A 23,594-nucleotide genomic window follows, 5' to 3' on the forward strand; every position below is an offset into this window, starting at 1 on the left:
CTGAAGCGGTCTTGCGTCCTCAGCGGAGGTGGGACTGGATCTCGCGGATGATCTCGCCGAGGGTGCCGGAGGCGAGCAGGCCGGGGCCGAGCGGACCGGCGGTGTCCTCGCCGAGGGGTGGCAGGCGTCGCAGGGTCGAGGCCACCACGGGGGAGAGATCGGCGAGCTGCCGGTGCACTTCAACGGAGCGCGCCTCGGGATCGTCCGGATGCGCGAGCTCGACGGCCCTCGCGGCATAGGCGGCGGCCCCGAGCGCGTGGGCGCCCATGTGGGCGACGCCTGCGGCCTGGGCGGCCGCGCGGGCCGCGGCGACACCCGCCGGGGTGGTCGCGCTGCGGGCGGCTCGGCCCGCGACGAAACGCCGACGGATCTCGCCCGCGGCCGTGAGCTCTCCGCGGGCGAAGGCGCGCGTGCGCACGATCGCATCGCGCGCACGGTCGTCGTCCGGCGCTTCCCTCTCGAACAGGGGCAGCACCCGCTCGGCGCAATCGGCCGCCCAGACGGCGACGATCCGTCGGTCTGCCTCGGTCATGCCCTGCGGGGTGGTCATGCTCACCGCGCTCGGCGTTCGATGCGTGATCGTGCGGTCTCGTGCGCCTCGCGAAGAAGAGCGAGCACCGCATCCGCCGTCCGCTCCGCCGGGTCGATCACGCACACCCAGCCGGAGGCGCCGTAGAGCGGATGCCGGTGGAACACGTCGGCCGCGGTCGGATCGGCGTCAGCATCCGCGATCGATTCCGTCTGTTCGCGCCCGACGTGGATGTTCACCCGGAAGCGTCCGGGAGCATCCAGGGCGGACGAGGTGTCGTCCGGGTAGTCCTTCGTGATGATCGTCCCGTACGGCTGGGTGCGCTCCGGCATCCGCCCATCGGGTGCGTAGTAGAGGTAGGTGTCTCCCCACGACAGCGCGGGGAAGTCGCTGCCTTCTTCGGGTTCGACGACGAGGACGCCGTCGAGACCGCGGACCGATTCGATGATCTCCTGCATTTCCATCCTTCAATGGTGATGCTGAAGTGCTTATGTGGACATGCGAACCGAAAACAAGGGAAAGATGATGCGCAACCCTCAAGAGCAGGCGATGACCACCGCGGTGCTCGGCGGCCGCGTGGGGTACTCGACCCAGCAGGTGCGCGGCCTGGAGCGTCTCGGTGTCATCCCGCCCGCCGAGCGCGGGTCGAACGGGTACCGCCGGTATCGGACGCGACACGAGACGGCCGTGCGCGCGTACCGGGCGATGGCGGAGGCGATCGGTCCCGTCCCCGCCCGCCGCCTGATGCCGCTGCTGATCGAGGCTCCCGTGGAGGAGGCGGCCGCGCGGATCGACGAGCTGCACGCCGATCTCGCCGACGAGCGCTCCCGGGTGCGGGAGGCGTTGCACGGTCTCGACGTCGCCATGACCGAGGCTGACGACGTGTTCGTCGACGCGGATGCGATGACGATCGGCGAGCTCGCGCAGGCGCTCGGCATCCGTGCATCTGCGCTGCGTCATTGGGAGCGGGAGGGCCTCGTGCATCCGCTGCGCGATGCGGCATCGTCGCGGTCGTACGCCGCGGGGGCCATCACCGAGGCGCGGATCGTCGCCGCCCTCCGATCCGGCGGCTACGGCATCCCCGCGATCGCGGACATCCTCGAACAGGTGCGCCTGCACGCCGATGCGAGCGCGGTGCAGCGCATCCTCCGCGCCAGGCTCGGCGTGCTCACCCGACGCAGCATCGCCCTTCTCGCCGCCGCCGGGCAGCTTCATGCCCTGTTCGACGACCGAGTCGATGCGGAGTGATCGCTCGATCCCCGTCCGCGACGTCCCCTTCCTCCGTGACGACGGAGCGCTCGCCTAGGGTGTCTCGTATGACGTGGAGAGCTCTACCGCCGACCGAGACGCACCCTCGGGTGCGACCCGACCGGAAGCCGCGGTGCTGACCGTGCAGAAGTCGGGTCGGTACGTTCGCGTCGGGACCGAGGAGTACCCGCTCGCGACGCCCGGCGGGCACTGGGCGCTCTGGAGTCGCACCCCGGTCCTCGGCTTCCGGAAGATCGGGAGCGGGTACGTGCGGAACATCGCCCCTGACGAGCAGCTCGAGTGCTACCGCGTCGAGCATCGAGGCACGTATCGCGGCATCCCCGTCACCGTCGAGCCCGGCGGAGGCGCGTCCGGCGGAGGCGAGCCCGACAGAGGCGAACCCGGCAGAGGAGAGTCCGACGGAGGAGCGCTGGTCCGGCTCGGCACGGGCGACTCGCGGGCCGCCGAGCAGGGGTTCGAGAGGGTCGGCTTCGAGCGCCCGGAGCTGCAGCTGTGGCTGAAGTTCGTCGCCGTCGACGACCGGGAGCTTCGCTTCACGACCACACGCACCCCCGAGCCGATGCCGTGGGCGGCACCGAGCGACGAGTCACGACGAACCCCCGCTCCACGGGCCGTCCCGCGGGTACCGGAAGGGGAGCCCTCGGAGTGGGGCGCGTTCACGCTCCGCCTCATCACCGCGCTCCGCGGCGTGACGGACCGCGTGTTCCTCATCGTCTCCGTCGAGGACGATCCGCTGCGGTACGTGCAGTTCGCCGGAGGCCCTGATGCCCTGTCCGTCGAGGCGCCGGGGATCGATGTCGTCGTAGACGCCGACGAGTCGGTGCTGCGGGCCGCCGGATGGGAGCCGCCCGGGGTCGCACAGCGGAACTGGACCACAGAGCTCTCCCTCCCGGCGTACGCGATCGAATACCGCGAGCTCGCGGAGCGGTGCGTCGCCGCGCTGCGCGACGCCTACGGCCTCAAGAGCCCCGACGTCCTCGCTCATCGGGCGTGGCGGGATCCGGAGCAGTTGCCGCCCGGGGAGGAGCGCTCGCCGGAGCGACTCGCGAGCCTCGACCGCGGTGAGGCGTCGCTCGTGTTCTCCGGACTCGGTCGCGCCCTGTCCTGATCGAGGCCGGGGTCGGGTCGGGGTCGGGTCGCGAGGTCAGCGGCCGCCAGGTCAGCTCCTGTCGGTTCAGCGCCTGTCGGTGCGGGGGCGGTCGAGACCGGCGTGCTCGCGCAGAGCGGCGCGGTCGAGCTCCTTCACGTCGAACACGAGCGCCGGATCCACCGGGACCGGTTCGGAATCGATCCAGAGCTTCTTGCCGTCGACGCGGATCACGCCGATGTACATCGCGCGGTCGGACTCGGAGGTCCAGATCGTGAGCAGCCGGTCATCCCCGCGGTGCGCGATCACGGTCTTCAGCGCGTCGACGATGCCGGCGATGTCGGAGCTCCCCCGCTGCAGCGCGGCCGTGGCCTGATCGAGAGGGAATCCCGCCGCGACACCGTGGACCACCGGGTTCGTCAGCGCACCGCCGCCCTTGACCCGCCAGCGTCTCGTGCCGATGAAGAACATCGCGATGCTCGCCGCGAAGACGGTCGGAGGAAGGAAGAAGGCGCCGCCGATCGCGAGGCCGCTGCGCACACGTCCACCCAGAAGCGCGACCGTCGCATCGGGGCTGGCATAGACCACGACCATCAGGATGACCATCAGGGCGGCGATGAGCAGCCAGGTCGTGGATCTTCGCGGGGAGCGTTCGGAGACGAAGAGGTCCGGTCGCGTGGCGAACCACGAGGAGAGATCGCGCGACCGCGACCGGAGGGGCGTGAACGTCATGGGACGACGCTAGTGGAGTCGCGAGGGGAACACGCCCCGCCTCTCAGCCGAGGGTCCGGAAGAACTCCCGTCGCACCGCACTCACGTCGGTGCCGTCTCGCGAAGGGTGCACGCGATTGAGCAGCAGCACGCCCCAGCCGCCGGAGTCGAGGTCGACCGCGAATGCGGTCCCGGTGAAGCCGGTGTGGCCGACCGCTACCGGATCGCCCATCCAGGCGGAGTCGCGCACCCGGAGGCCGATCGCCTGGCCGTAGCCTGCGTCCGCGGCGACGACCGGCGTCACGAGCAGCCGCACGCTGTCCGCGGAGAGCACTCGCCCCTGCGCCCCCGTGCCCTCGTCACGGATCATGCGTGCGAGCGCGGCGACGTCGTGCACCGTCCCGAAGAGCCCGGCGTGTCCGGCGGGGCGGACGAGAGCGTGCGCCAGTTCGTCGTGGACCTCGCCGCGCACCGGACCGCGATGCGGCTGCACCTCGGTCGCCACGGCGTGCGCCGCGGAGGGGCTCCAGGTGAGGGCGTCCGCGCCCAGCGGGGCAGCCGCTTCCGCGACGAGTGCCGCGAGAGGGCGTCCCGAAACCCGCTCGAGCAACTCGCCGACCGCGATGAATCCGACGTCGGAGTACAGGTGCGCGGTGCCGGGCTCCGCACGCAGCTCGCTGCGCAGCACGGTCGTGCGGAGCTCGTCTCCTGCGAGGCCTTCCCGCCAGGCGCCGCCTTCGGCGGGAAGCCCGGAGGTGTGCGTGAGCAGGTGTCGCAGCGTGATGCGGCCGGCGTCCGCTCCGGTGCCGACGGTCAGCACATCCGCGACCGGCGCATCGAGGTCGATCTCGCCGGCGTCGACGAGACGCAGCGCGGCGACGGTCGTGAAGATCTTCGTGAGCGAAGCCAGGTCGAACAGGTGATCCGCTCGCAGCGGGGTGGGGTCGTCGTGCGCCGGGGTGCCGAGCAGTGTCAGTTCCTCGTCTGCGCCGCGGTCCGAGGACCGCAGTGAGGCCCACGCCGAGCCCGGCGCCCCGTTCACCACGTGCGACTCACTTGCTCATCCCGGAGGTGAGTCCGTTGATGATCTGCTTGGTCGCCAGGAGGAACAGCACGATCAGCGGGATCGTCGCGATCGTCAGTCCGGCGAACAGCTGCGGCCAGTCGGTGGAGTACTCGCCGAAGAAGCGGGTGAGACCGACGGGCAGTGTGTACGAATCGCGGTCGCGAAGCAGGATCAGCGGGTAGAAGAAGTCGTTCCACACCGGCACGAACCGGAAGACGATCACCGTCGCGAGAGCGGGACGTACGAGCGGCAGCAGGATCTGGATGAACGTGCGGAACGGGCCGGCGCCGTCGATGCGCGCGGCCTCTTCGAGCTCGATCGGCAGCGCACGGAAGAAGACGGTCAGCACGAAGGTCGTGAACGGGATGCCGAGGGCGCCGTAGACGAGGATCAGGCTGAAGACGTTGCTCGTCATCTTGAGCGAGTCGAGCAGGTAGAACAGCGGCAGGATCGCGAGATGCACCGGCAGCATGAGCCCGGAGAGGAAGATCGCCTCGATGCCGCGGAAGAACTTCGCCCTGGCGCGGGCGAACGCGTACGCGGCGAGTACCGACACGACGGTCGTGACGATCACAGAGCCGACCGTGACGGTGATCGAGTTGAGGAAGTAGGTGTCGAAGGAGGCCGTGATCCAGGCGCTCTGGAAGCTCGTGAACGTCGGCGGCACCGGAAGGCCGAGCGGTTCCGTGGCGATCTGCTGCTGCGTGCGCAGCGAGTTGTTGACCATGAGCAGCAGCGGACCGATCGCGACCAGCGCGTAGCCCCAGAGGAACACGTTCGCGAACAGGCGTCCGATGAACGGGGTGTCGGACGTGCGGCTCGTGCGGCGCCGTGGTGCGGACGGGCGACGGCCCGAGACGATCGCCTCGGTCGTCGGCTCGATGCGGGGTTCGGTGGCGGTGCTCATCAGAACAGCTTTCGTTCGGCGCGACGCATCGTCGTGGTGATCACGACCGAGATCACCATGATGAAGATGAACAGGACGGTCGCGAGCGCGGAGGAGACGCCGATCGAGTTGGGGTTCCCCGACTCGAAGGCGGTCCGGTAGAACAGGAGCATCATCACGTCGGTCGATCCGGCGGGGGCGCCGTTCGACCCGGCGAGGGCGAACGGGATGGCCATCGCCTCCATGCTGCCGATGAAGGTGAGCACGGTGATGATGCCGATCGTCGGCGTGAGCATCGGCAGGGTGATGTAGCGGAAGCGCTTGCCGGCTGTGGCGCCGTCGAGCGCGGCGGCCTCTTCGATCTCCTCGGGGATGCCGCCGAGGGCTGCGCCGTAGAGCAGGATCGGGAACCCGATCCACTGCCAGGCGCTGACGAGCACGATGACCCAGATCGCGAGCTGCGGGTCGCCGAGCCAGGGGAGCGCGAGGCTCTCGAGTCCGACGCCGCGGAGGATGGCGTTGACCGGGCCGAACAGCGGCGACAGCATCAGGGACCACAGGTATCCGATCACCATCGGGCTGACGAGGTAGGGCAGCGCGAAGATCGTCTGGAAGAAGCGCTTGGTGCGCTTGCGGCGGTGCAGCAGCGTCGCGATGCCGAGGCCGAGGGAGTTCTGGAAGACGAGTGCGCCCGCGAAGAGCAGGAGGTTGTGTCCGAACGCGTTCCACAGCTCGGAGGCGTAGGGCTCCTTCGTGAGGAGCGTGATGTAGTTCCCGACCCCGGCGAAACCGCCCTGCTTGGTTCCCTGCCAGTCGAAGAACGAATAGCTGAGCGCCGCGAGCATCGGGTAGAGGATGAGCACGGCGAACAGAACCGCGGCGGGGAGGACGAACAACGTCGCGGTCGGGGTCGACAGCGCGATCCCCGTGCGCGAACGCCGCGTCTTCTCCCGGCGGAGGGGGAGGGTCAGGGCCATGATGCTTCTTTCGCTGCGTGGTGGGGGCGCCGGAGTCGGCGCCCCCACCACGGTCGGATCAGGATGCGGGGGTGAACCAGGTGGAGATCCCGGACTGCAGGTCGGTCCCGAGCTGCTCCGGTGTCTTGTCTCCGAGGAACATCGCCTGGATGTCGGGGCCGAGCACCGCGGTGCCGGTCGGGTCTCCGTAACGGAAGTCCACGAGCAGCAGGTACGGCGCCGGGTTGGCCGTGTACTGCTCGTTCATCTCCTGCATCAGCGGGTCGGAGTACTTCACACCGGGCAGCGCCGAGAACTGGTCGACCTCATCGGCGACGAGCTGGCCGAACTCGGCCGTCGTCATCCAGTTGAGGAGCTCGGTCGCGGCCTCCTGCTGGTCGCTCGAGGCGTTGATGCCGAAGCTGCCGTCCGCGTAGCCGGGGGTCACGGCGTGGTCGAGCGCGCTGCCGGGAGCCGGCGGCACCTCGTAGACGCCCCACTCGATGTCCGGAGCGGAGTTCTGGAACGTGGGCAGGTCGAACGAGCCACCGGGCCACTGTGCGGCCTGGCCCGAGGTGAACTGCAGCACGGCATCGGCGACGGCGATCGCGTTGACGTTCTTGTCGAGGTACTTCTGCATGTCCTTGACGATGCCGAGCGACGAGACGTATGCCGGGTCGGTGAAGTCGGCTGCGCCGCTGAGCACCTTCTCCTCGAAGTCGGCGCCGCCGTAGTTCGACGAGCCCACGATGTCGTGGAACATCGGCAGCACCCAGTCCTCGCGGGCGCCGAGTGCCATCGGGGTGACGCCCTCCTCGAGCAGGGTCTCCTGCAGGTCGATGAACTCGTCCCAGTCCGTGGGCTCTTCCAGACCCATGTCGTCGAACATCGTCTTGTTGTAGAACATCTGCATCGTCTGGTACGCGAAAGGCACGCCGTAGGTGACGCCGTCGTCCTTGCCCTGCGCGGCGCGGAGCACGGTGGGGTCGAACTGGTCGAGCCCGTCGACGATGTCGTCGATCGGGACGATCTGCTCGGACTGGATCGCGGACTGGATGCCGCCGTAGGCGCGGAGCATGGCGATGTCCGGGCCGTCGCTGCCCTCGAGGCCGGTGGCCAGGATCTGGTTGTACTCGGTGGGCTGGAAGCCTTCGAACTGGATCGTCACGCCGGGGTGCGACTCCTCGTACTTGTCGAAGACGGCCTCCCACTTCGGCGAGGACGAGGCCTGCCATGACCAGATGGTGAGCGTGATCTCCTCGGCGCCGTCGGCTCCTTCGCCGCTGGATGCCGCAGGTGCGCAGCCGGCCAGGGCAAGGCCTGTGACGAGAAGACCTGCGGTGAGGGCAAGTCGTGTGGTGCGGTGTCGCATGGGGTTCCTCTCGGGTGAATGAGAGCCGTCTGACAGACCGGGCGTCTCTGCTGTGAAAGCCTCCCGCCCACTTTGGGCAATTTCTTACAGGATTTCAACCCCTTTACGAAAATTCCTTCCATTCCCGGTTCGGGTCTGCAATCCTGATCGCGTGCCCACCAGTGCGATGACCGCGATCCACCAGCGCCTCTCTGCGCTCACGCCCACCGAGCGCCGGATCGCCGAGCATGTGCTCGCCGACCCCCAGAGCGTCGTCGAATCGTCGATCACGCAGCTCGCCGCGGCCTGCGACACCTCGATCGCGAGCATCGCGCGCTTCACGCAGAGCCTGGGCTTCTCGGGATACCCCGATCTGCGGCTCGCGCTGGCGACCGAACTGGACCGCAGCGCCTCCGACCGCGAGCGGTTCAAGGTGTCGGAGAGCGATGTGAGCCGCTACGACGATGCGCTCACGACCGTGCGGAAGATCGCGTTCGCCGAGGCGTCCGCCATCGAGCGCACGGCGCGTCAGATCGACATCGACGAGCTCGAACGTTGCGTCGACGCCGTGCGCGCCGCCCGCCGCATCGACATCTACGGTGCCGCAGCGAGCGGGCTGGCGGCGCAGGATCTCGAGCAGAAGCTGCACCGCGCAGGACTCGTGGCGCAGGCGCGCACCGATCTGCACCTCGCGCTCACCGGTGCCGCGCTCCTCGACGAGCGTGACGTCGCGTTCGCGATCTCGCATTCGGGGCGCACGCTCGAGATCGTGCAGTCCGCCGAGGTCGCTGCCCGCGCGGGAGCGACCACCATCGCGATCACCAACAATCCTCGGTCCCCGCTCGCGCGCGTCTGCTCGCTCGTGCTGGTCACCGCCGTCTCGGAGTCCACGTTCCGATCCGGAGCGATGGCCAGTCGCATCGCGCAGCTCGCAGTGCTCGACTTCCTGTTCACACGCATCGCGCAGGCCGACTACGACACGATCTCCGACAACCTCCAGCGCACCTACAACGCCGTCACCGACCACAGAATCGACTGATCCTCATGCTCTTCGGCATCGACCGCCTGATCCGACGCGACATCCAGCCCGAGCTGCTCGCCCGCCTGACCGCGAGCCGCATCGGCATGGTCACGAACGATCTCGCGCTGACCTCCGATCTGCGGCGAGGAAGGGAGCCGCTGGCGGCGACCGGATGGCGGTTCACGAGGCTGTTCGGGCCGGAGCACGGGCTCTCGGGTCGTGCGCGCGAAGGCGAGCTCGTCGATGATCTCGTCGATCCGGTCACCGGCGTCGAGGTGCGCAGCCTGTACGGCGACGCGGTGCGCCCTGCCGCCGCCGACCTCGCCGATCTCGATGTGATGCTCATCGATCTGCCCGACGTCGGTGCCCGGTTCTACACGTACATCTGGACCATGAGCCACGTGCTCGAAGCGTGCGCGGATGCCGGAGTGGCTGTGGTCGTGCTCGATCGCCCGAACCCGATCGGCGGCCGTCTCGACCGCGCGGAGGGGCCGATGCTCGACGAGCGGGCGCAGTCCCTCGTCGGGCGGTGGAGCATGCCGATCCGGCACGGGCTCACGATCGGCGAGCTGGCGCGGCACTGGGTGCGCACCCGAGGGATCGACGTCGAGCTGGACGTGATCGAGGTCGACGGGTGGTCTCGCGATGCGCCGATCGGGGGCGGGGAGGGCACGTGGATGCCGCCGTCCCCGAACCTCCCCAGCCCCACGACGGCGCTGCTGTATCCGGGCACCTGTCTGGCGGAGGGCGTGAACGTGTCGGAGGGTCGCAGCACCGCGGTGCCGTTCCGCGTCATCGCCGCGCCCTTCATCGACGGGGAGCGTTACGCCGCAGCCATCGCCGCCGCGGGACTGCCCGGCGTCACGGCCGTGCCCTACGGCTTCACGCCGCTGGTGCGCGACCACGCCGGCGAGGCGTGCGAGGGCGTGATCCTGCACGTCACGGATGCGGACGCTCTTCGACCGGTGCACACCGGTGCGCGCCTGCTCTCGCTGATCGAGGAGATCCACCCCGGCGTGCTCGAGGAACGCTCGCTCGTCCCGATGCCGGGGGAGTCGGACTGGTCGCCGATCGAGAAGCTGTTCGGCGTCGAGGGGGCGTTCGCGCAGATCGTCCACGGCGAATGGAACGACCCGGAGCGCTTCGCCGTCCCCGGATGGCGGGATGCCGTCGCGGAGGATCTGCTCTACCGCTGACCCTCGCGTCGCATCCTGTGCGAATCCGGCGTCAGCCTCGGACGCCGAGGCGTGCGCCGATCACCGCGATCATCGGATTCGTGTCGTGCGGGTCGGTGACGATGCCGCTGACGGCTCCGAGTGGTAGGACGGGCTGGTGTGCGACGACGCCGATCTTCTCCTCGCTGGCGAGCACGATCGTCTCCGGGCAGCGTGAGGCGAGCGCCCGCTTCGTGACGGCATCGTCGAGGTCGCCGGTGGTGAGGCCGCGCTCGGGATCGACTCCGGTCGCGCCGATCCTGCCCTGATCGCCCAGATCCTCGCCCGTCTCGAGGAGGCGTCCGGGCCGATCTTCCGCCTCGGTCACGTGCCGATGATCGGGGAGTGGGTCGCACTGCCGGTCCTTCGCACCCTCGATGCGGCGGGTGCCGGGGAGGGCGACGTCATGTACGAGACGGCACGCCGGTCGAGATCGCACGAGAACTCGGATCGGCCGTGTTCCGCTCGCTCGACGAGATCCCCGCCGCTTCGACTCCGTAGGCTGGAGGCATGACCAAGAACATCTGGACCATCCTCGGCGTCATCCTCGCCGTCGTGATCGCGTGGTGGATCGTGAGCGCGTTGTTCTCGGTCCTCGCGTTCTTCTTCAAGCTCGCGATCGTGGCGGTCGTCGCCGTCGTGGTCTTCCTCGTGCTCCGCGGCCTCTTCGCCCGCAGCGACGACTGACCCCCCGGCCCTTCGAATCGCGCAACTGGTCGCGAATTCGCCTCGGAAGCGACCAGTTGCGCGATTCGAAAGTGGCTATGCCTTCGCGAAGGCCCCGACGCGGTACTTCGCGGCGCGGTGCGTGTCCTGCACGCGGTCGCCGCGGCCGTGGAGCTTGTTGCGGAGCGTTCCCGGCGCGTACTCCTCGGGGTAGGCGCCGCGCTCGCGCAGCACCGGGATCACGTGCTCGATGATGTCCTGCCAGGTGCCGGGGGTGACCGCGTAGGCGAGGTTGAAGCCGTCGATGTCGGTCTCCTCCACCCACGACTGCAGTTCGTCGGCGATCTCGACGCCGGATCCGACGATCGTGGGGCCGAGGCCGCCGATCGCGTTGTGGCGTCCGAAGTCGCCGACCGTCCACTCGCGGCCGAGGTCGGCCTCCTCCTTGAGGTGTTGCAGCACCGACTGGATCGCGTTCGACTCGACGTTCCCGACCGGCTCGTCCTCGGCGTACTGCGACAGGTCGACGCCCATCCACCCCGACATGAACGTGAGCGCGCCCTCGGGGCTCGCATAAGAGAGGTACTCGGCGTGCTTCGCTGTGGCCTCTTCGCCGGTCGCTGCGGTGATCACGGTGAGCAGCGTGTAGATGCGGGCGTCGTAGCGGTCACGACCGGCCGCCTCGAGAGCGTCGCGGATGCGCTTGACGGTGCCGGCGAGCACCTCCTTCGAGGGGGCGGCGACGAAGATGGCCTCGGCGTTCTCGGCCGCGAACTTCACGCCGCGCGGGCTCGCTCCGGCCTGGTAGATCACCGGGGTGCGCTGCGGCGACGGCTCGGAGATGTGGATGCCGGGCACGCTGAAGTGCTTGCCCTCATGCCCGATCGGGTGCACCTTGGCCGGGTCTGTGAAGATGCCGCGTTCGCGGTCCTCGACCACGGCGTCGTCTTCCCACGAACCCTCCCAGAGCTTGTAGAGCACCTCGACGTATTCGTCCGCATGGTCGTAGCGGTCGTCGTGCGCGAGCTGGTCCTCCTGGCCCATGTTGCGCGCGGCACTGGGCAGGTAGCCGGTCACGACGTTCCAGCCGACACGGCCCTGCGTGAGGTGGTCGAGTGTGCTGAGGCGGCGCGCGAACGGGTACGGGTGCTCGAATGCGGTGCCGGCCGTGATCCCGAAGCCCAGGTTCTCGGTCACAGCGGCCATCGCGCTCACCAGCAGGATCGGGTCGTTCACGGGCACCTGGGCGCCGTTGCGGATCGCGGCCTCGTTCGTGCCGCCGTAGACGTCGTAGGTGCCGAGCACGTCGGCGATGAAGATGCCGTCGAAGGCCGCGCTCTCCAGCAGCTTCGCCAGATCCGTCCAGTACCCGATGGTGTTGTACTGGCGGGACCGGTCGTCGGGGTGCCGCCACAGGCCGGACGACTGGTGGGCGACGCAGTTCATGTCGAAGGCGTTGAAGCGGATCTGACGGGTCATGCCCCCATGAAAGGCGAACGACGCGGGCGAATCCAGGGTCGCCGAAATTCGCGGACACATTCGAGAGTCCCGCCTTCGAAGCTCTGGCATTCACGCAACCTCCCGTGGCTCTACCCTTGACTGGTGACCGACGAGACCGCGACAGCCCAGCGTCTGGTGCGCCGCTTCGCCCGCGAGACCAACCTGCTCGTGTCGGGTCGAGACTTCTCGGTGGTCGGTACTGATGCCGTGGCCGGTGCGCTGCGTCAGCTGCTCCCCGCTCTCGGCGCTCATCCCGGCGATGCGGGTGTCGTGTTCGCGCCGGGGGAGACGCCCGAGATCCTGCTCGATGGTCGCGCGTTGCCCGCGCGCGAGACGGCGGAGGATCGCGTCGATGCGGCCGGACGCCACATGCCCGTCGCGACAGACCGCGCCCGACGGCTGCGCGAGGCCGGAACGGTGCGCGGAGTGCGGATCGGCATCGCGATGGTGCTCGAGCCGAAGACCGCCCAGCTCGCTCTGCTGCTGCGGGACGCGGGCGCCACGGTCGCCGTCTACGCCCACCCCGATGAGATCGACGTCGAGGTCGCCGAGGTACTGCGGTCCCGGGGCATCCCCGTCGACGGGGACCCCTCGCTCTCCGGTGCCGCCGAGCGGGCCGCCGCTGTGTCGTTCCTTCGCCGTGGCTTCGACCTGCTGCTCGACGACGGCTCGCACCTGATCCGCCTCGCCCATGAAGAGGGTCTCGCCGGCGGGCTGCGCGGTGCGGCGGAGGAGACCACGAGCGGGCTCACGCCCCTGCGGCTCATGGAGCGCGAGGGCGTGCTCGGGATTCCGGTGATCGCGGTGAACGATGCCCTGACCAAGACCTCGTTCGACAACCGCTACGGCACCGGCCAGTCGTGCGTGTTCGCGATCGCCGATGCGCTGGATGCCGCGGGCATCGACATCCGTGACCAGCCGGCGGTCGTGGTCGGCTACGGCCCGGTCGGTGAGGGCGTCGCCGCGCACCTGCGCGCACTCGGCGTGCAGGTCTTCGTCACCGAGACCGATCCCGTCCGCGCGCTGCGGGCCGCACACGACGGGTACCGCATCGGTCGGCTGCACGATCTCGCTCCCGGGGCGCTCGTCGTCTCGGCCACCGGGGCGCCGCACACGGTCGACGCCGAGGTGCTCCGCGAGGCAGCGGTCGTCGCGGTCGCGGGCGGTGTCCCGCACGAGATCGACCTGGATGTGTCGACGCTGCGACCGTATTCGGGACCGCGCGGGGGAGCCTCGCCGTACGTCGAGCGTGCGGGTGACGGCGCGCTCGTGATCGCCCGCGGCGGCTGCGTGAACCTCTCCGCCGGCGAGGGCAACCCGATCGAGATCATGGACCTGTCGTTCTCGGTGCAGCTCTCCGCCGTCGAGTACCTGCTCTCACACGACCTGTCCGCCGGAGTGCACCCGCTTCCTGCCGAGGCCGACACGACGATCGGCATTGCGGCCCTCGCGCTGCGGGGCGAGCACATCGACGAGCGCAGCCAGGCCCAGGTCGAGGCGCAACGCGAGTGGCGCTCGCCGCGATTCGGGGGAGCATCCGCATGACCGCCGTCACCGTCTACTCCGCAGGCCTCGTGGTCCCGGTCACGGCGCCGCCGATCGTCGACGGAGCGGTGGCCGTCCGCGACGGACGCATCATGCACGTCGGCGAACGCGAATGGGTGCTGCGATCGCTCTCGGAACGCGGGATCGAGGCGGAAGAGGTGCACTGGCACGGCGTGCTCACCCCCGGACTCGTGAACGCGCACACCCACCTGCAGTACACCGGCATGGCCTCGGTCGGACGCGGGCGGTACGACGGCTTCGACGACTGGGTGCGCGCTTTCGACCCGGTGTACGAAGGAGGGCGCGACTGGGCGGCGGATGCCGCGGATGGTGCCGCACAGGCACTGCGCTCCGGCACGACGGCCGTGGCCGACGTGGTGACCGACCGCGCGGCGGCGACCGCCCTGCACGACGCCCGACTGCATGGAATCACCTACTGGGAGGTGATGAGCTGGACCAACGCCGACTGGGCGCGCACCGGGCGCGCGCAGGTCGAGCAGGCCCTCGACGCGCTGCCGACCCCGCCGGGAACCGGCCTGTCGCCGCATGCGCCCTACTCGCTCGACATCGAGCCGCTCCTGGAGATCCCCGACATCGTGCGCGAGCGCGGCGGACGCATCCACATCCACCTCGGTGAGGCCGCCTTCGAGAGCGAGTTCGCGCACGAGCATCCGCAGGCCTGGCACACCGCGGGTCTCGCCAGCTTCCAGGAGCTGCGCAAGGCCGGGTTCGGCACCAGCGCCACCGATTTCGTCGACCAGCTCGGCGTGCTCGGCCCCGACTGCCACATCGCGCACGGGGTCTACATGAGCGCCAGGGATCGCGCCATCCTGCGGGAGCGCCGTACGACCGTCGCCCTGTGCCCGCGGTCCAACGCCGTCATCGGACTCGAGGAGCCGCCGATCGCCGCGTACCTGCGCGAGGGCAGCCCGATCGCCGTCGGTACCGACTCGCTGTCGTCGAGCCCCTCGCTCGACGTGCTGGCCGACGTGGCCGAGCTCGCCCGCATCGCCCGCTCGCAGGGCTACACCGACCGCGACCTGCACGCGCGCCTGCTCGGAGCCGCGACGCTCGGTGGTGCGCACGCCATGGGGATCGACGTCGGCCCCGACCGCACCGGGTACCTCGCCGTCGGAGCCCTCGCCGACCTCACGTTCTTCGACGTCCCCGCCGGCCCCGACGCGGTCGCCGAACTCGTCGAGCACGGGTCTGGCCGCACCGCCGCCACGGTCGTGTCCGGCGAGGTGCGCTACGCGATCGACTCCTTCGACCGGGCCGCGGTCACCCCGTGAACATTCCGGTCGCCTGAACCCGCCCTGAACCCGGAGGTGTCTCATGACACAGCGCCCCACGACCGCCGAGCGGCTCGACCTCGCCCCGCACCCCGAGGGCGGGTGGTTCCGCCGCACCTGGACGAGCCCGTTGCTCGTCGAGACGCCGAACGGCCAGCGACCGGCGGCCACCTGCATCCACTACCTCCTGCTGCCGTCGGAGAAGAGCGAATGGCATGTCGTGACCAGCGACGAGCTGTGGCTCTGGCATGGACCGGGTCGGCTCGAACTCAGCCTCGGTGGAGACGGCGCGGAACCGGGCGAAGCGACGATCGTGGTGCTCGGTCCCGACGAAGCCGCGCAGATGCTGGTGCCGGCCGGCGTGTGGCAGGCGGCGCGGCCGCTCGATGCCGACGAGGTCCTGGTGTCGTGCTTCGTGTCTCCAGGTTTCGACTTCGCCGATTGGCGACTCGCCGCATCGCCTACTCTGTAGAGGCAGACCCGTCTCTGCAGAACAGACAGCGCAGATCAGGACAGTGCAGAACCAGAGCCGTCCCGCCTCGCCGTCCTCTCCATACCCTTCCTCGCCTGGAGTCATCGTGTCCTTCGCTCCCTCCCTCCGCCGTGCAGCCGCCGTCGCCGCTGCGGCCGCCGCCATCGCCCTCACCCTCTCCGCGTGCAGCACGCCGTCCGCCGACTCGGGCAGCGGTGAAGGATCCGGCCTGCAGACCGTGACCGAGGGCAAGCTCACGATCGCCACCGGCGAGCCCAACTACGAGCCGTGGTTCGTCGACGACGACCCCGCCAACGGCGAGGGCTTCGAGGGTGCGGTCGCGAACGCCGTCGCCGAACAGCTCGGCTACAAGGCCGACGACATCGTCTGGGTGCGCACGACCTTCGACGGCGCCATCGCCCCTGGTCCGAAGGACTGGGACATCAATCTGCAGCAGTTCTCCATCACGGATGACCGCAAGAAGGCCGTCGACTTCTCGTCGCCGTACTACACGACCACGCAGGCCGTCGTCGCGGTCGGCGATTCGCCTGCGGCATCGGCGACCACGATCGACGAGCTCAAGACCGCCAAGGTCGGCGTCGCCAGCGGCACCACCAGCTACACGGTCGCCAAGGCCCAGCTCGGTGAAGGCAACCTCAGCGTCTTCAACTCGGTCGACGACGTCGTGCTCGCGCTCAAGGGCGGCCAGATCGACGCCATGATCACCGATCTCCCCGGCGCGTTCTACGTCGTCGGCGCTCAGCTCGACGACGGTGTCGTCACCGGACAGTTCGCCGACGCGGACGGCGGCGACGACTTCGGCATCGTGCTGCCGAAGGGCTCCGCGCTCACGGCGGACGTCACCGAGGCGGTCGACGCCCTGCGCGACGACGGCACGCTCGATGAGCTGCAGCAGAAGTGGCTCAGCGACGCGGTCGACGTCCCCGTCCTGAAATGACCTCGACCTCCGTCGACGCGGAGTGGCAGCCGAGCGCGCTCGAGCTGTCACGCCGCGCTCTGCGGCGCCGGGCGACCACGAAGTCGGTCCTGATCGCGCTCGGCAGCAGCCTCGCCCTCGCGGCCGTGCTGATCGTCGTCATCGTCAACACTCCCGGCTGGGCGATCGTCAGCCAGACGTTCTTCGACCCGCAGGTCGCGCTCGAGAGCGTCGGGCCGATCTTCCAGGGCCTGCTGGTCAACCTCCTGGTGCTGGCGATCGCCGCGGTGTGCGTCGCGATCCTCGGCACGCTGCTGGCCACGATGCGCTCCCTGCGCGGGCCGGTGTTCTTCCCGCTGCGCGCTCTGGCCGCCGCGTACACCGACTTCTTCCGGGGCGTGCCCCTGCTGATCGTGCTGTACCTCGTCGGCTTCGGCATCCCGGCGCTGATGATCTTCCCGCGCATGCCGGCGATGTTCTGGGGCACGATCGCCCTGGTCCTCACCTACTCCGCCTACGTCGCCGAGGTGCTCCGCGCCGGCATGGAGGCCGTGCACCCCTCGCAGCGCATCGCCGCGCGATCGCTCGGCCTGACCCACGGACAGACCCTCCGCATCGTCGTGATCCCGCAGGGCGTGCGCAAGGTCGTGCCCGCGCTCATGAACGATTTCGTGTCGATGCAGAAGGACGTCGGCCTGATCTCGGTGCTCGGCGCGGTCGATGCCGTCCGGGCGGCGCAGCTGCTGGTCGCCGAGACCTACAACTTCACGCCGTACATCGTGGCAGGGCTCATGTTCATCATCCTGAGCTGGCCGATGATCCGCCTCACCGACGTCGTCACGGCCCGGATGAACAAGCGCGAGCAGGCCGGAGGAGTCGTATGAGCGTCCCCGTGATCGAGGCCAGGGCGGTGCGCAAGCGCTTCGGCGACCATGACGTGCTCCGCGGGATCGACCTCACGGTCGGCACGCACGAGGTCGTCGTGCTGATCGGCGCCTCGGGCTCCGGCAAGTCGACGCTGCTCAAGACCATGAACCTCATCGAGGGCATCGACGACGGGCAGATCTTCCTCGCCGGCGACGACATCACCGACCCGCGGGTGAATGCCGACGCCGTCCGCGCCCGGATCGGGGTCGTGTTCCAGCACTTCAACCTGTTCCCGCACCTCACCGTGCTCGAGAACGTCACCCTCGCGGCGGTCCGCGTGCACGGCATGCGCAAGACGGACGCGCGCACCAAGGCGCGCGAGCTGCTCGAGACGCTCGGGCTCGGCGACAAGGCCGACGAGTACCCCGACCGGCTCTCGGGTGGGCAGCAGCAGCGCGTGGCGATCGTGCGCGCGATCCTCACGCAGCCCGAGGTGTTGCTGCTCGACGAGATCACGAGTGCGCTCGACCCGCAGTTGGTGGGCGAGGTGCTCGACCTGGTGCGCGAGCTGAAGCATCAGGGCGCCACGATCGTGATGGCGACGCACGAGATGTCGTTCGCCCGAGAGGTCGCCGACCGCATCGTGTTCCTCGAGCACGGCGTCGTGGTCGAACAGGGGCCGCCGTCTCAGGTGTTCGATGCCCCGCAGCAGGCCGCGACCGCGGACTTCCTCGCACGCGTGCGGCACTGACCCGTGACTTCCTGGCCCCGTGCGGCACTGGCCCCGTGCAGCACTGGCCCCGTGCGGCGCTGGCCCCGTGCGGCGCTGACCCGGGAGCTCAGGCGCGCTCGTCGTCCGCAGGTCGGCGCGGACTCGGATCGGGCGGCAGGATCTCGATCGGATGCGCGGCGCGGCGCTGCGCCCGCCACCAGATCACGAACCCGACAGCCGTGAAGACGCCGTAGAACACGTACATGAAGCCCGTGGCGTAGTAGCCGGAGCTGAACAGAAGCGGCACCCCGACGACGTCGACGGCGATCCAGATCAGCCAGAACTCCGTCCAGCCCTTGGCCATGCCGTAGGTCGCGAGCAGCGAGCCGACGAACGTCCAGGCGTCGGCCCAGACCGGCTCCCACGATCCGAGTGCGCGGAACAGGGGAGTCAGGGCGACGGTGCCGACGATCATCACGAGGACGAGTCCGATGCGCGCGCTCGTCGGCGCCCATCGCGGGATGACGCGTCCCCCGTCGAGATTGCGCCAGCGGACCCACCCGTAGATCGCGACGGCGATGAACATGATCTGCCGGCCCGCCTGCCCGAGTAGGTGCGGCAGGGACGGATCAGGACTGAGCGCGGATCCGAGGAAGACCGTGAGCAGCAGCACGTTGCCGATGATGCCGACCGGCCACGCCCACACCTTCCGGCGCATGCCGCCGAGAGCGCTCGCGAGTCCGAAGGCGTTGCCCACCACCTCGCGGACGAGGAGCGTCTGTCCGCCGGGCAGCATCCACTGCGAATTGAAGGCGTCGACGAACCACTGCAGCGGATCCATCGTCAGGATCCCGCGTCGGGCTCGGGGCGGTCGTCGAGCACGAGCTGGAGCATGCTCAGGTCGAGCCAGCGTCCGAATTTGGCGCCGACCTGCGGCATCCGTCCGACCTCGACGAAACCCAGGCGTTCGTGCAGGGCGATGGAGGCGGCGTTCCCGCTCTCGATGCCCGCGATCATCACGTGCATGCCCGCCGCCCTGGCGCGGTCGACGAGCGCGGCCATCAGCGTCGTGCCGATGCCGCGGCCGTGCTGGCCGCCGAGGACGTAGACGGAGTGCTCGACCGTGAGCCGGTACCCGCTGTGGGGGCGCCACTGCGCGTACGACGCGTACCCGAGCACTCCCGAGTCGTCGACCGCGACGATCACCGGGTACCCGCGGGCCGCGCGGTCTGCGAGCCAGGCGGCGCGGTCCGCGAGGTCGACGGCCTCCTCGTTCCAGATCGCGGTGGTGTGCACCACGGCGTGGTTGTGGATCGCGGTGATCGTGTCGAGGTCGCCCGGCTCGGCGTCCCTGATTCGCACGGCTGTCATCGGCGGACGGTCTCTCTTCTTCTGCACTTCGGGTGCGCGTCGCTCTTCGGCGCTCGGGTGCGCATCGCCGACGCTAGCAGGATGCCGGGGGTTCGAGCGCCATGCGACCGGGCGATCACGCCGTTCCGCCCGTGCCCTTCGCCTCGACCGTGTCGAGCACGAGGATCGCGCGCTGCATGTCGGCCATGATCGGGTCGAAGAACCGCTCCCGGTAGCGGGCCTCGCTGACCGCGGAGAAGACGAAGGGAAGGGTCGCGATCACCGCGAGCAGGGTGGCGGCCTTCAGCAGGTTCACGGTGAGGGGCAGCTCGGCTCCGAAGAGTTCCAGCTGCTGGACCGCGAGCGGCTGCTCCTCGCTGCCGGGGCCGAGCCAGATGCCCACGACGCCCGACGGGATCGCGATGCCGCCGATCACGATCAGCAGCGCGGCCAGCAGTGCGGCGAAGAACAGCGCCTGCACCAGCTGGGCGACGGTCATCGCGAGCAGGATGTTGATGCGCTGCGGTGCGCGCAGCCGACGGTGAGCGCCCGAGGTCGCCGAACGCCCTTCGGCGGGGGTGTCCACGAGGAGCGCGGCCCGCTGCTCGTCCGTGGGGGCTTGCGCGTCGTCGTCGATCTCCGAGGCGCTGACCCGCAGTACGACGACCCCGGCGAGCACCGCGACGACCAGCCCGACCAGCGCGATCGACCCCCAGTGCAGGGCGGTTGCCATCTGCCAGACCTCGGCCGAGAAGAACGCGAACACGACCAGCATCAGGATCACGGGCAGTGCGATCGAGGCCATGTGGCCGATGGCCGAGGCATTGCGCACGGCCAGGCGGGATGCCCAGGAGATCAGTGCGCCTCCGCCCATCCCTGTCACCAGCACGCAGACGGCGATCACCAGCAGAGCGCGGAACACAGGACCTGCTGTCGCGCCCGGTTGCGTCTCGTAGCCGTCGACGACCACCAGGGTGATGCTGGCCGCGATCACGATCAGGGCGACGAGGGTGCCGATGGCGAGGGGGAGTCGACGCAGCACCGCGCGGACGACCAGATAGCAGGCCCAGGGGATGCCCACCGCGGCCGCGAGGACCAGGAGGACGAGGAGGATGATGAGCGTCTCCTCGCCGCTGGCCATGTCGACGGCCACGTCGACGGCCAGTTCGATGCCGTTCAGGAGCGGGAACCCGAGGAGCGCGACCCCGGCGATCAGCGGTGCGACGCGACGCGGGAGATCGGTGAACCACCGGCGCAGCGGCACGAACGTCGGGAGGCCCTGCTCTCGGAACCAGCGGTCGGCGTCTCGCTTCGCACTCCGGAGCTTCGGGGAGGGCGGAGAGGAAACCATGGCGACGAGACTACGGTACGGAGGCTCACGGACTTATCCACACCCCTCCAATATATCGAAGATATGTTCTAAACTGGAGGCATGTCGAACCCGCATCTGAACCCCCTTCTCGAGGCCGTGGAATGCCTCGAAGATGCGTGGGCTGACGCGGCGAATGCGGCTGACCTGACCCGAGAACAACTGCTCGAGGCGCACCGCGCGATGGGGCTGGTGCAGCGTCGGCTCGACGGCATCCATGCCGAGATCGCGGCGAGCATCGCGCGCGAGTCGCGGCCCGAGCTGGGAGCGGCGGGCTTGGCGAAGGAACAGGGGTTTCGCAACCCGGCGACGATGATCGCCGCGACGACGGGCGGTTCGACGGGCGATGCGGTGCGCCTCGTGAAGGTGGGAGAGGCCACGGCCCCGCGGGCGAACCTGCTCGGCGAGCCGCTGCCGCCGCGGTATCCCGAGGTGCAGAGGGCGATCGGTGCCGGCACGCTCAGCGCAGCGGCTGCGGCCCTGATCGTGACCCTGCTCGATCGAGCGCGCCTGAAGGTCGGTCTGGAGCGGATCATCGAGGCCGAGCGGCTGCTCGTCGAACGTACGGCAGGGCTGTCGCTCGACGACGTGCGCAAGCTCGTCGTGCGCGCCGAGGCCTGGCTCGATCCCGACGGTGTGGCTCCGCGCGAAGACGAGGCCCGGTCGCGGCGCTCGCTGACGATGTTCGAGCGCGACGGGTCGCTGCACCTGACGCTGCAGACCGACATCGCCTCCGGCGCTCCGGTGAAGGCGGCGATCCAGGCGTATGTCACAGCGACGTTCCAGGCCAGGTCGGGTGCGCTCGACCCCGAGGCGCCGGATGCCGATCGACGGACGATCGCGATGCTCCAGGCGGATGCGCTCGCGGAGATCTGCGCGCACGCGAGCGGGTGCGACAACGGCGGCCTGCCGCTCGCGGGCGCGACGGTCGTCGTGCGTATCGGCCTCGACGCGCTGACCGCCGGTACCGGATTCGCCGAGGTCGACGGACTCGATCAGCCGATCAGCGTCGGTGCCTGTCGGCGCATGGCGGCCGGTGGTGGCATCATCCCGGTCGTGCTGGGCGGCGGCGGCGAGATCCTCGACTGGGGGCGTGAGAAGAGGTTGTTCACCCGGGCCCAGCGACTCGCTCTCGTGGAGCGCGACCGCGGGTGCGTGATGTGCGGGCTGCCACCGTCGATGACCAGAGCCCATCACCTGCGCTGGTGGCAGCGGGATACCGGACCGACCGATCTCGACAACGGCGTGCTGCTCTGCGAGAGCTGTCATCACCGCATCCACGACAACGGCTGGGAGATCAGGATCGAGGGGCGCGGGGTCACGGCGCGCGTGTGGCTCATTCCTCCGCCGAACGTCGATCGGGAGCGCAGGCCGAGGCTGGGCGGAAGAGCACGGTACGACATCGCCGCGTGAGCCGTGTGCCGCGTGTGCCGCGTGCGAGCAGCTTGAGCCTTCGGTGCCGTCAGGCGGGATCTGCGTCAGGCGGGATCTGCGTCAGGCGGGATCTGCGTCAACCGGGATCTGCGTCAACCGGGATCTGATGGCGGCGAATCCCGCTGACCAGGCCGCGGCCAGTCCCGCAGCCATGGCGCTGGCGGCCGCGAGCTGCGCACCGGATTCGGCGACGGCGGCGAAGACGAACCAGACCACGGCGGCGGCGATCCCCACGATGGCGACGGCGGAGATGAGGCGAAGTGCCAGACGTAGCTGCGAGGCCCGATCGGTTCTCATGCTCCGATCAAACCGGACGAAGAGGCAGCCCGCATCCCCCGCGCGGCGGATAACGGGCGTGGCGGAAAGTGGCCGCGTCCCGCTCAGACGTGCACGTCGGCGGGCGATTCCTCGCCCTCGTGGAAGTTGGGGGTCTTGCCGAACAGTCGGGCGATGCCCACCACGATCCCGACGATCAGCAGCCCGAGTGCGAGACCGGCGATCGCCGACACGATCGTCTCGACAACCCAGACCACGAATCCGCCCAGCGGCTCCAGCGCGTGCTCGATGCCGTGCAGCACATCGGTGGTGAAGTGCAGGCCGACCTCGCCGAGGTTCACGAGCACGAGGTGCCCGCCGACCCAGAGCATCGCGACCGTGCCCAAGACGCTGATGAAGCGGAACACCGCGGGCATCGAACGCACGATCCTCGTCCCGGTGTGGCGCACCCGACGCACCGGGTTCTTGGCCATCTTCAGCCCGATGTCGTCGATCTTCACCAGCAGTGCGACGGCGCCGTAGACCACGCCCGTCATCATCAGCGCGATCACGGCCAGGATCGCGAGCGTCGCCCAGATGTCGAGCCCCTTCTCGAGGCTCGCGAGCGAGATGAGCATGATCTCGGTCGAGAGGATCAGGTCGGTGCGCACCGCACCCAGCACCAGCTTCTTCTCGTCTCGGGCGCCCTCGTCGGCGTGACCGTGCTGCACGCCGAACCACTCGAGCACCTTCTCCGCACCCTCGAAGCACAGATACGCCCCGCCCAGGATCAGCAGGTACGGCAGCACCCACGGCGCGAACGCGGTCAAGAGCAGCGCCGCCGGGATGATGATGAGGAACTTGTTCGCGAGCGAGCCGAGCGCGATCTTCCCGACGACGGGCAGCTCGCGCGCCGGCGTGATCCCCTGCACATACTGCGGCGTGACCGCGGCGTCGTCGATCACGACACCGGCCGCCTTCGCCGAGGCCTTCATCGCGGCGCTCAGGATGTCGTCGACGACGGCGAGCAGTCCAACGGACATGGGTGGTTCCCCTCGGCAGGTGTGCAGTGCGGAGGCAACTCTATCGAGTCGGGGAAACTCAC

26 protein-coding genes are annotated in these 23,594 nt (G+C 69.5%); 12 read left to right on the forward strand and 14 right to left on the reverse strand.

Annotated features, from left to right (window positions below; all coding sequences use genetic code 11):
* Nucleotides 1-19: 19 nt before the first annotated feature.
* Both CQ042_RS04105 and CQ042_RS04110 read right to left on the reverse strand, forming a co-directional pair.
* Nucleotides 20-550 carry a putative immunity protein gene (locus tag CQ042_RS04105; RefSeq protein WP_105668994.1) on the reverse strand — a complete coding sequence of 177 codons (531 nt, stop codon included), beginning with the start codon at nt 548-550 and terminating at the stop codon, nt 20-22.
* A gap of 2 nt (nt 551-552) precedes the next feature.
* Nucleotides 553-987, reverse strand: coding sequence for a DUF6194 family protein (locus CQ042_RS04110; protein ID WP_258132017.1), 435 nt, complete (start codon nt 985-987; stop codon nt 553-555).
* Nucleotides 988-1,051: 64 nt separating this feature from the next.
* Here CQ042_RS04110 and CQ042_RS04115 point away from each other — a divergent pair, with 64 nt between their 5' ends.
* Nucleotides 1,052-1,777, forward strand: a complete 726-nt coding sequence (locus CQ042_RS04115) for a MerR family transcriptional regulator (protein WP_258132018.1) — start codon at nt 1,052-1,054, stop codon at nt 1,775-1,777.
* A 73-nt stretch (nt 1,778-1,850) separates the two neighbouring features.
* Entirely contained in the window at nt 1,851-2,906 is a 1,056-nt protein-coding gene (locus CQ042_RS04120; RefSeq protein WP_146115341.1) for a hypothetical protein, read from the forward strand.
* A 66-nt stretch (nt 2,907-2,972) separates the two neighbouring features.
* Here the strand turns inward: CQ042_RS04120 and CQ042_RS04125 are convergent, their stop codons facing one another.
* From CQ042_RS04125 to CQ042_RS04145, 5 genes are read right to left on the reverse strand one after another with little or no spacing between them, the layout of a single operon-like run.
* Nucleotides 2,973-3,617, reverse strand: coding sequence for a hypothetical protein (locus CQ042_RS04125; RefSeq protein ID WP_105669000.1), 645 nt, complete (start codon nt 3,615-3,617; stop codon nt 2,973-2,975).
* 43 nt (nt 3,618-3,660) lie between these two features.
* Nucleotides 3,661-4,641, reverse strand: coding sequence for a serine hydrolase (locus CQ042_RS04130; RefSeq protein WP_105669002.1), 981 nt, complete (start codon nt 4,639-4,641; stop codon nt 3,661-3,663).
* A 7-nt stretch (nt 4,642-4,648) separates the two neighbouring features.
* Entirely contained in the window at nt 4,649-5,569 is a 921-nt protein-coding gene (locus tag CQ042_RS04135) for a carbohydrate ABC transporter permease (protein WP_105669004.1), read from the reverse strand.
* Nucleotides 5,569-6,525: a carbohydrate ABC transporter permease gene (locus CQ042_RS04140; protein ID WP_105669005.1), complete on the reverse strand. Its 957-nt coding sequence runs from the start codon at nt 6,523-6,525 to the stop codon at nt 5,569-5,571. The genes CQ042_RS04135 and CQ042_RS04140 overlap by 1 nt, the downstream gene beginning before the upstream one ends.
* A gap of 58 nt (nt 6,526-6,583) precedes the next feature.
* Complete coding sequence (locus CQ042_RS04145) at nt 6,584-7,876, reverse strand: ABC transporter substrate-binding protein (RefSeq protein ID WP_105669007.1); 1,293 nt, start codon at nt 7,874-7,876, stop codon at nt 6,584-6,586.
* Between the two features lie 151 nt (nt 7,877-8,027).
* Between CQ042_RS04145 and CQ042_RS04150 the strand changes: the two genes are divergently transcribed.
* Nucleotides 8,028-8,894, forward strand: a complete 867-nt coding sequence (locus tag CQ042_RS04150) for a MurR/RpiR family transcriptional regulator (protein ID WP_258132019.1) — start codon at nt 8,028-8,030, stop codon at nt 8,892-8,894.
* A gap of 5 nt (nt 8,895-8,899) precedes the next feature.
* Complete coding sequence (locus CQ042_RS04155; RefSeq protein ID WP_105669010.1) at nt 8,900-10,072, forward strand: exo-beta-N-acetylmuramidase NamZ domain-containing protein; 1,173 nt, start codon at nt 8,900-8,902, stop codon at nt 10,070-10,072.
* 31 nt (nt 10,073-10,103) lie between these two features.
* Here the strand turns inward: CQ042_RS04155 and CQ042_RS04160 are convergent, their stop codons facing one another.
* Nucleotides 10,104-10,418, reverse strand: a complete 315-nt coding sequence (locus tag CQ042_RS04160) for a hypothetical protein (protein WP_258132020.1) — start codon at nt 10,416-10,418, stop codon at nt 10,104-10,106.
* Between the two features lie 182 nt (nt 10,419-10,600).
* On the opposite strand from CQ042_RS04160, the gene CQ042_RS20375 reads away from it, so the two are divergent.
* On the forward strand, nt 10,601-10,777 hold the full coding sequence (locus tag CQ042_RS20375) for a hypothetical protein (RefSeq protein WP_181157431.1): 177 nt from the start codon (nt 10,601-10,603) through the stop codon (nt 10,775-10,777).
* Between the two features lie 75 nt (nt 10,778-10,852).
* Here CQ042_RS20375 and CQ042_RS04165 read toward each other — a convergent pair whose 3' ends face one another.
* The gene (locus tag CQ042_RS04165; RefSeq protein WP_105669013.1) at nt 10,853-12,235 is read right to left on the reverse strand and encodes an LLM class flavin-dependent oxidoreductase; all 1,383 of its coding nucleotides are present in this window, start codon (nt 12,233-12,235) and stop codon (nt 10,853-10,855) included.
* 123 nt (nt 12,236-12,358) lie between these two features.
* Here CQ042_RS04165 and CQ042_RS04170 point away from each other — a divergent pair, with 123 nt between their 5' ends.
* The 6 genes from CQ042_RS04170 to CQ042_RS04195 all read left to right on the forward strand — a co-directional run bounded on the left by CQ042_RS04170 (nt 12,359) and on the right by CQ042_RS04195 (nt 18,120).
* Nucleotides 12,359-13,801 carry an adenosylhomocysteinase gene (locus CQ042_RS04170; RefSeq protein ID WP_105669014.1) on the forward strand — a complete coding sequence of 481 codons (1,443 nt, stop codon included), beginning with the start codon at nt 12,359-12,361 and terminating at the stop codon, nt 13,799-13,801.
* Nucleotides 13,798-15,093, forward strand: coding sequence for an amidohydrolase family protein (locus CQ042_RS04175; RefSeq protein WP_105669282.1), 1,296 nt, complete (start codon nt 13,798-13,800; stop codon nt 15,091-15,093). Before CQ042_RS04170 ends, CQ042_RS04175 begins: the two co-directional genes overlap by 4 nt.
* A 43-nt stretch (nt 15,094-15,136) precedes the next feature.
* Nucleotides 15,137-15,565: a cupin domain-containing protein gene (locus CQ042_RS04180; RefSeq protein WP_105669015.1), complete on the forward strand. Its 429-nt coding sequence runs from the start codon at nt 15,137-15,139 to the stop codon at nt 15,563-15,565.
* Nucleotides 15,566-15,671: 106 nt separating this feature from the next.
* Nucleotides 15,672-16,523 carry an ABC transporter substrate-binding protein gene (locus tag CQ042_RS04185; RefSeq protein WP_105669017.1) on the forward strand — a complete coding sequence of 284 codons (852 nt, stop codon included), beginning with the start codon at nt 15,672-15,674 and terminating at the stop codon, nt 16,521-16,523.
* The gene (locus CQ042_RS04190; RefSeq protein ID WP_105669019.1) at nt 16,520-17,386 is read left to right on the forward strand and encodes an amino acid ABC transporter permease; all 867 of its coding nucleotides are present in this window, start codon (nt 16,520-16,522) and stop codon (nt 17,384-17,386) included. The genes CQ042_RS04185 and CQ042_RS04190 overlap by 4 nt, the downstream gene beginning before the upstream one ends.
* Nucleotides 17,383-18,120 (forward strand): amino acid ABC transporter ATP-binding protein, encoded by a 738-nt coding sequence (locus CQ042_RS04195; protein WP_105669020.1) that lies wholly within the window; start codon nt 17,383-17,385, stop codon nt 18,118-18,120. Before CQ042_RS04190 ends, CQ042_RS04195 begins: the two co-directional genes overlap by 4 nt.
* Nucleotides 18,121-18,208: 88 nt before the next feature.
* Here the strand turns inward: CQ042_RS04195 and pnuC are convergent, their stop codons facing one another.
* From pnuC to CQ042_RS04210, 3 genes are all read right to left on the reverse strand, one after another.
* A complete protein-coding gene (gene pnuC / locus CQ042_RS04200) occupies nt 18,209-18,922 on the reverse strand; it encodes a nicotinamide riboside transporter PnuC (RefSeq protein WP_105669022.1) in 714 nt (237 codons plus the stop codon).
* A 2-nt stretch (nt 18,923-18,924) separates the two neighbouring features.
* The gene (locus CQ042_RS04205) at nt 18,925-19,452 is read right to left on the reverse strand and encodes a GNAT family N-acetyltransferase (protein ID WP_105669023.1); all 528 of its coding nucleotides are present in this window, start codon (nt 19,450-19,452) and stop codon (nt 18,925-18,927) included.
* A gap of 115 nt (nt 19,453-19,567) precedes the next feature.
* Complete coding sequence (locus CQ042_RS04210) at nt 19,568-20,782, reverse strand: hypothetical protein (RefSeq protein WP_105669025.1); 1,215 nt, start codon at nt 20,780-20,782, stop codon at nt 19,568-19,570.
* An 81-nt stretch (nt 20,783-20,863) separates the two neighbouring features.
* Between CQ042_RS04210 and CQ042_RS04215 the strand changes: the two genes are divergently transcribed.
* A complete protein-coding gene (locus CQ042_RS04215; RefSeq protein ID WP_105669026.1) occupies nt 20,864-22,213 on the forward strand; it encodes an HNH endonuclease signature motif containing protein in 1,350 nt (449 codons plus the stop codon).
* Between the two features lie 81 nt (nt 22,214-22,294).
* Here the strand turns inward: CQ042_RS04215 and CQ042_RS04220 are convergent, their stop codons facing one another.
* Both CQ042_RS04220 and CQ042_RS04225 read right to left on the reverse strand, forming a co-directional pair.
* On the reverse strand, nt 22,295-22,531 hold the full coding sequence (locus tag CQ042_RS04220) for a hypothetical protein (protein WP_105669028.1): 237 nt from the start codon (nt 22,529-22,531) through the stop codon (nt 22,295-22,297).
* An 83-nt stretch (nt 22,532-22,614) separates the two neighbouring features.
* Complete coding sequence (locus CQ042_RS04225; RefSeq protein WP_105669030.1) at nt 22,615-23,532, reverse strand: DUF808 domain-containing protein; 918 nt, start codon at nt 23,530-23,532, stop codon at nt 22,615-22,617.
* Nucleotides 23,533-23,594: the final 62 nt, after the last annotated feature.

It is taken from the genome of Microbacterium sp. MYb62 (genome assembly GCF_002979475.1).
In the GTDB taxonomy this organism is placed as follows: Bacteria; Actinomycetota; Actinomycetes; order Actinomycetales; family Microbacteriaceae; genus Microbacterium.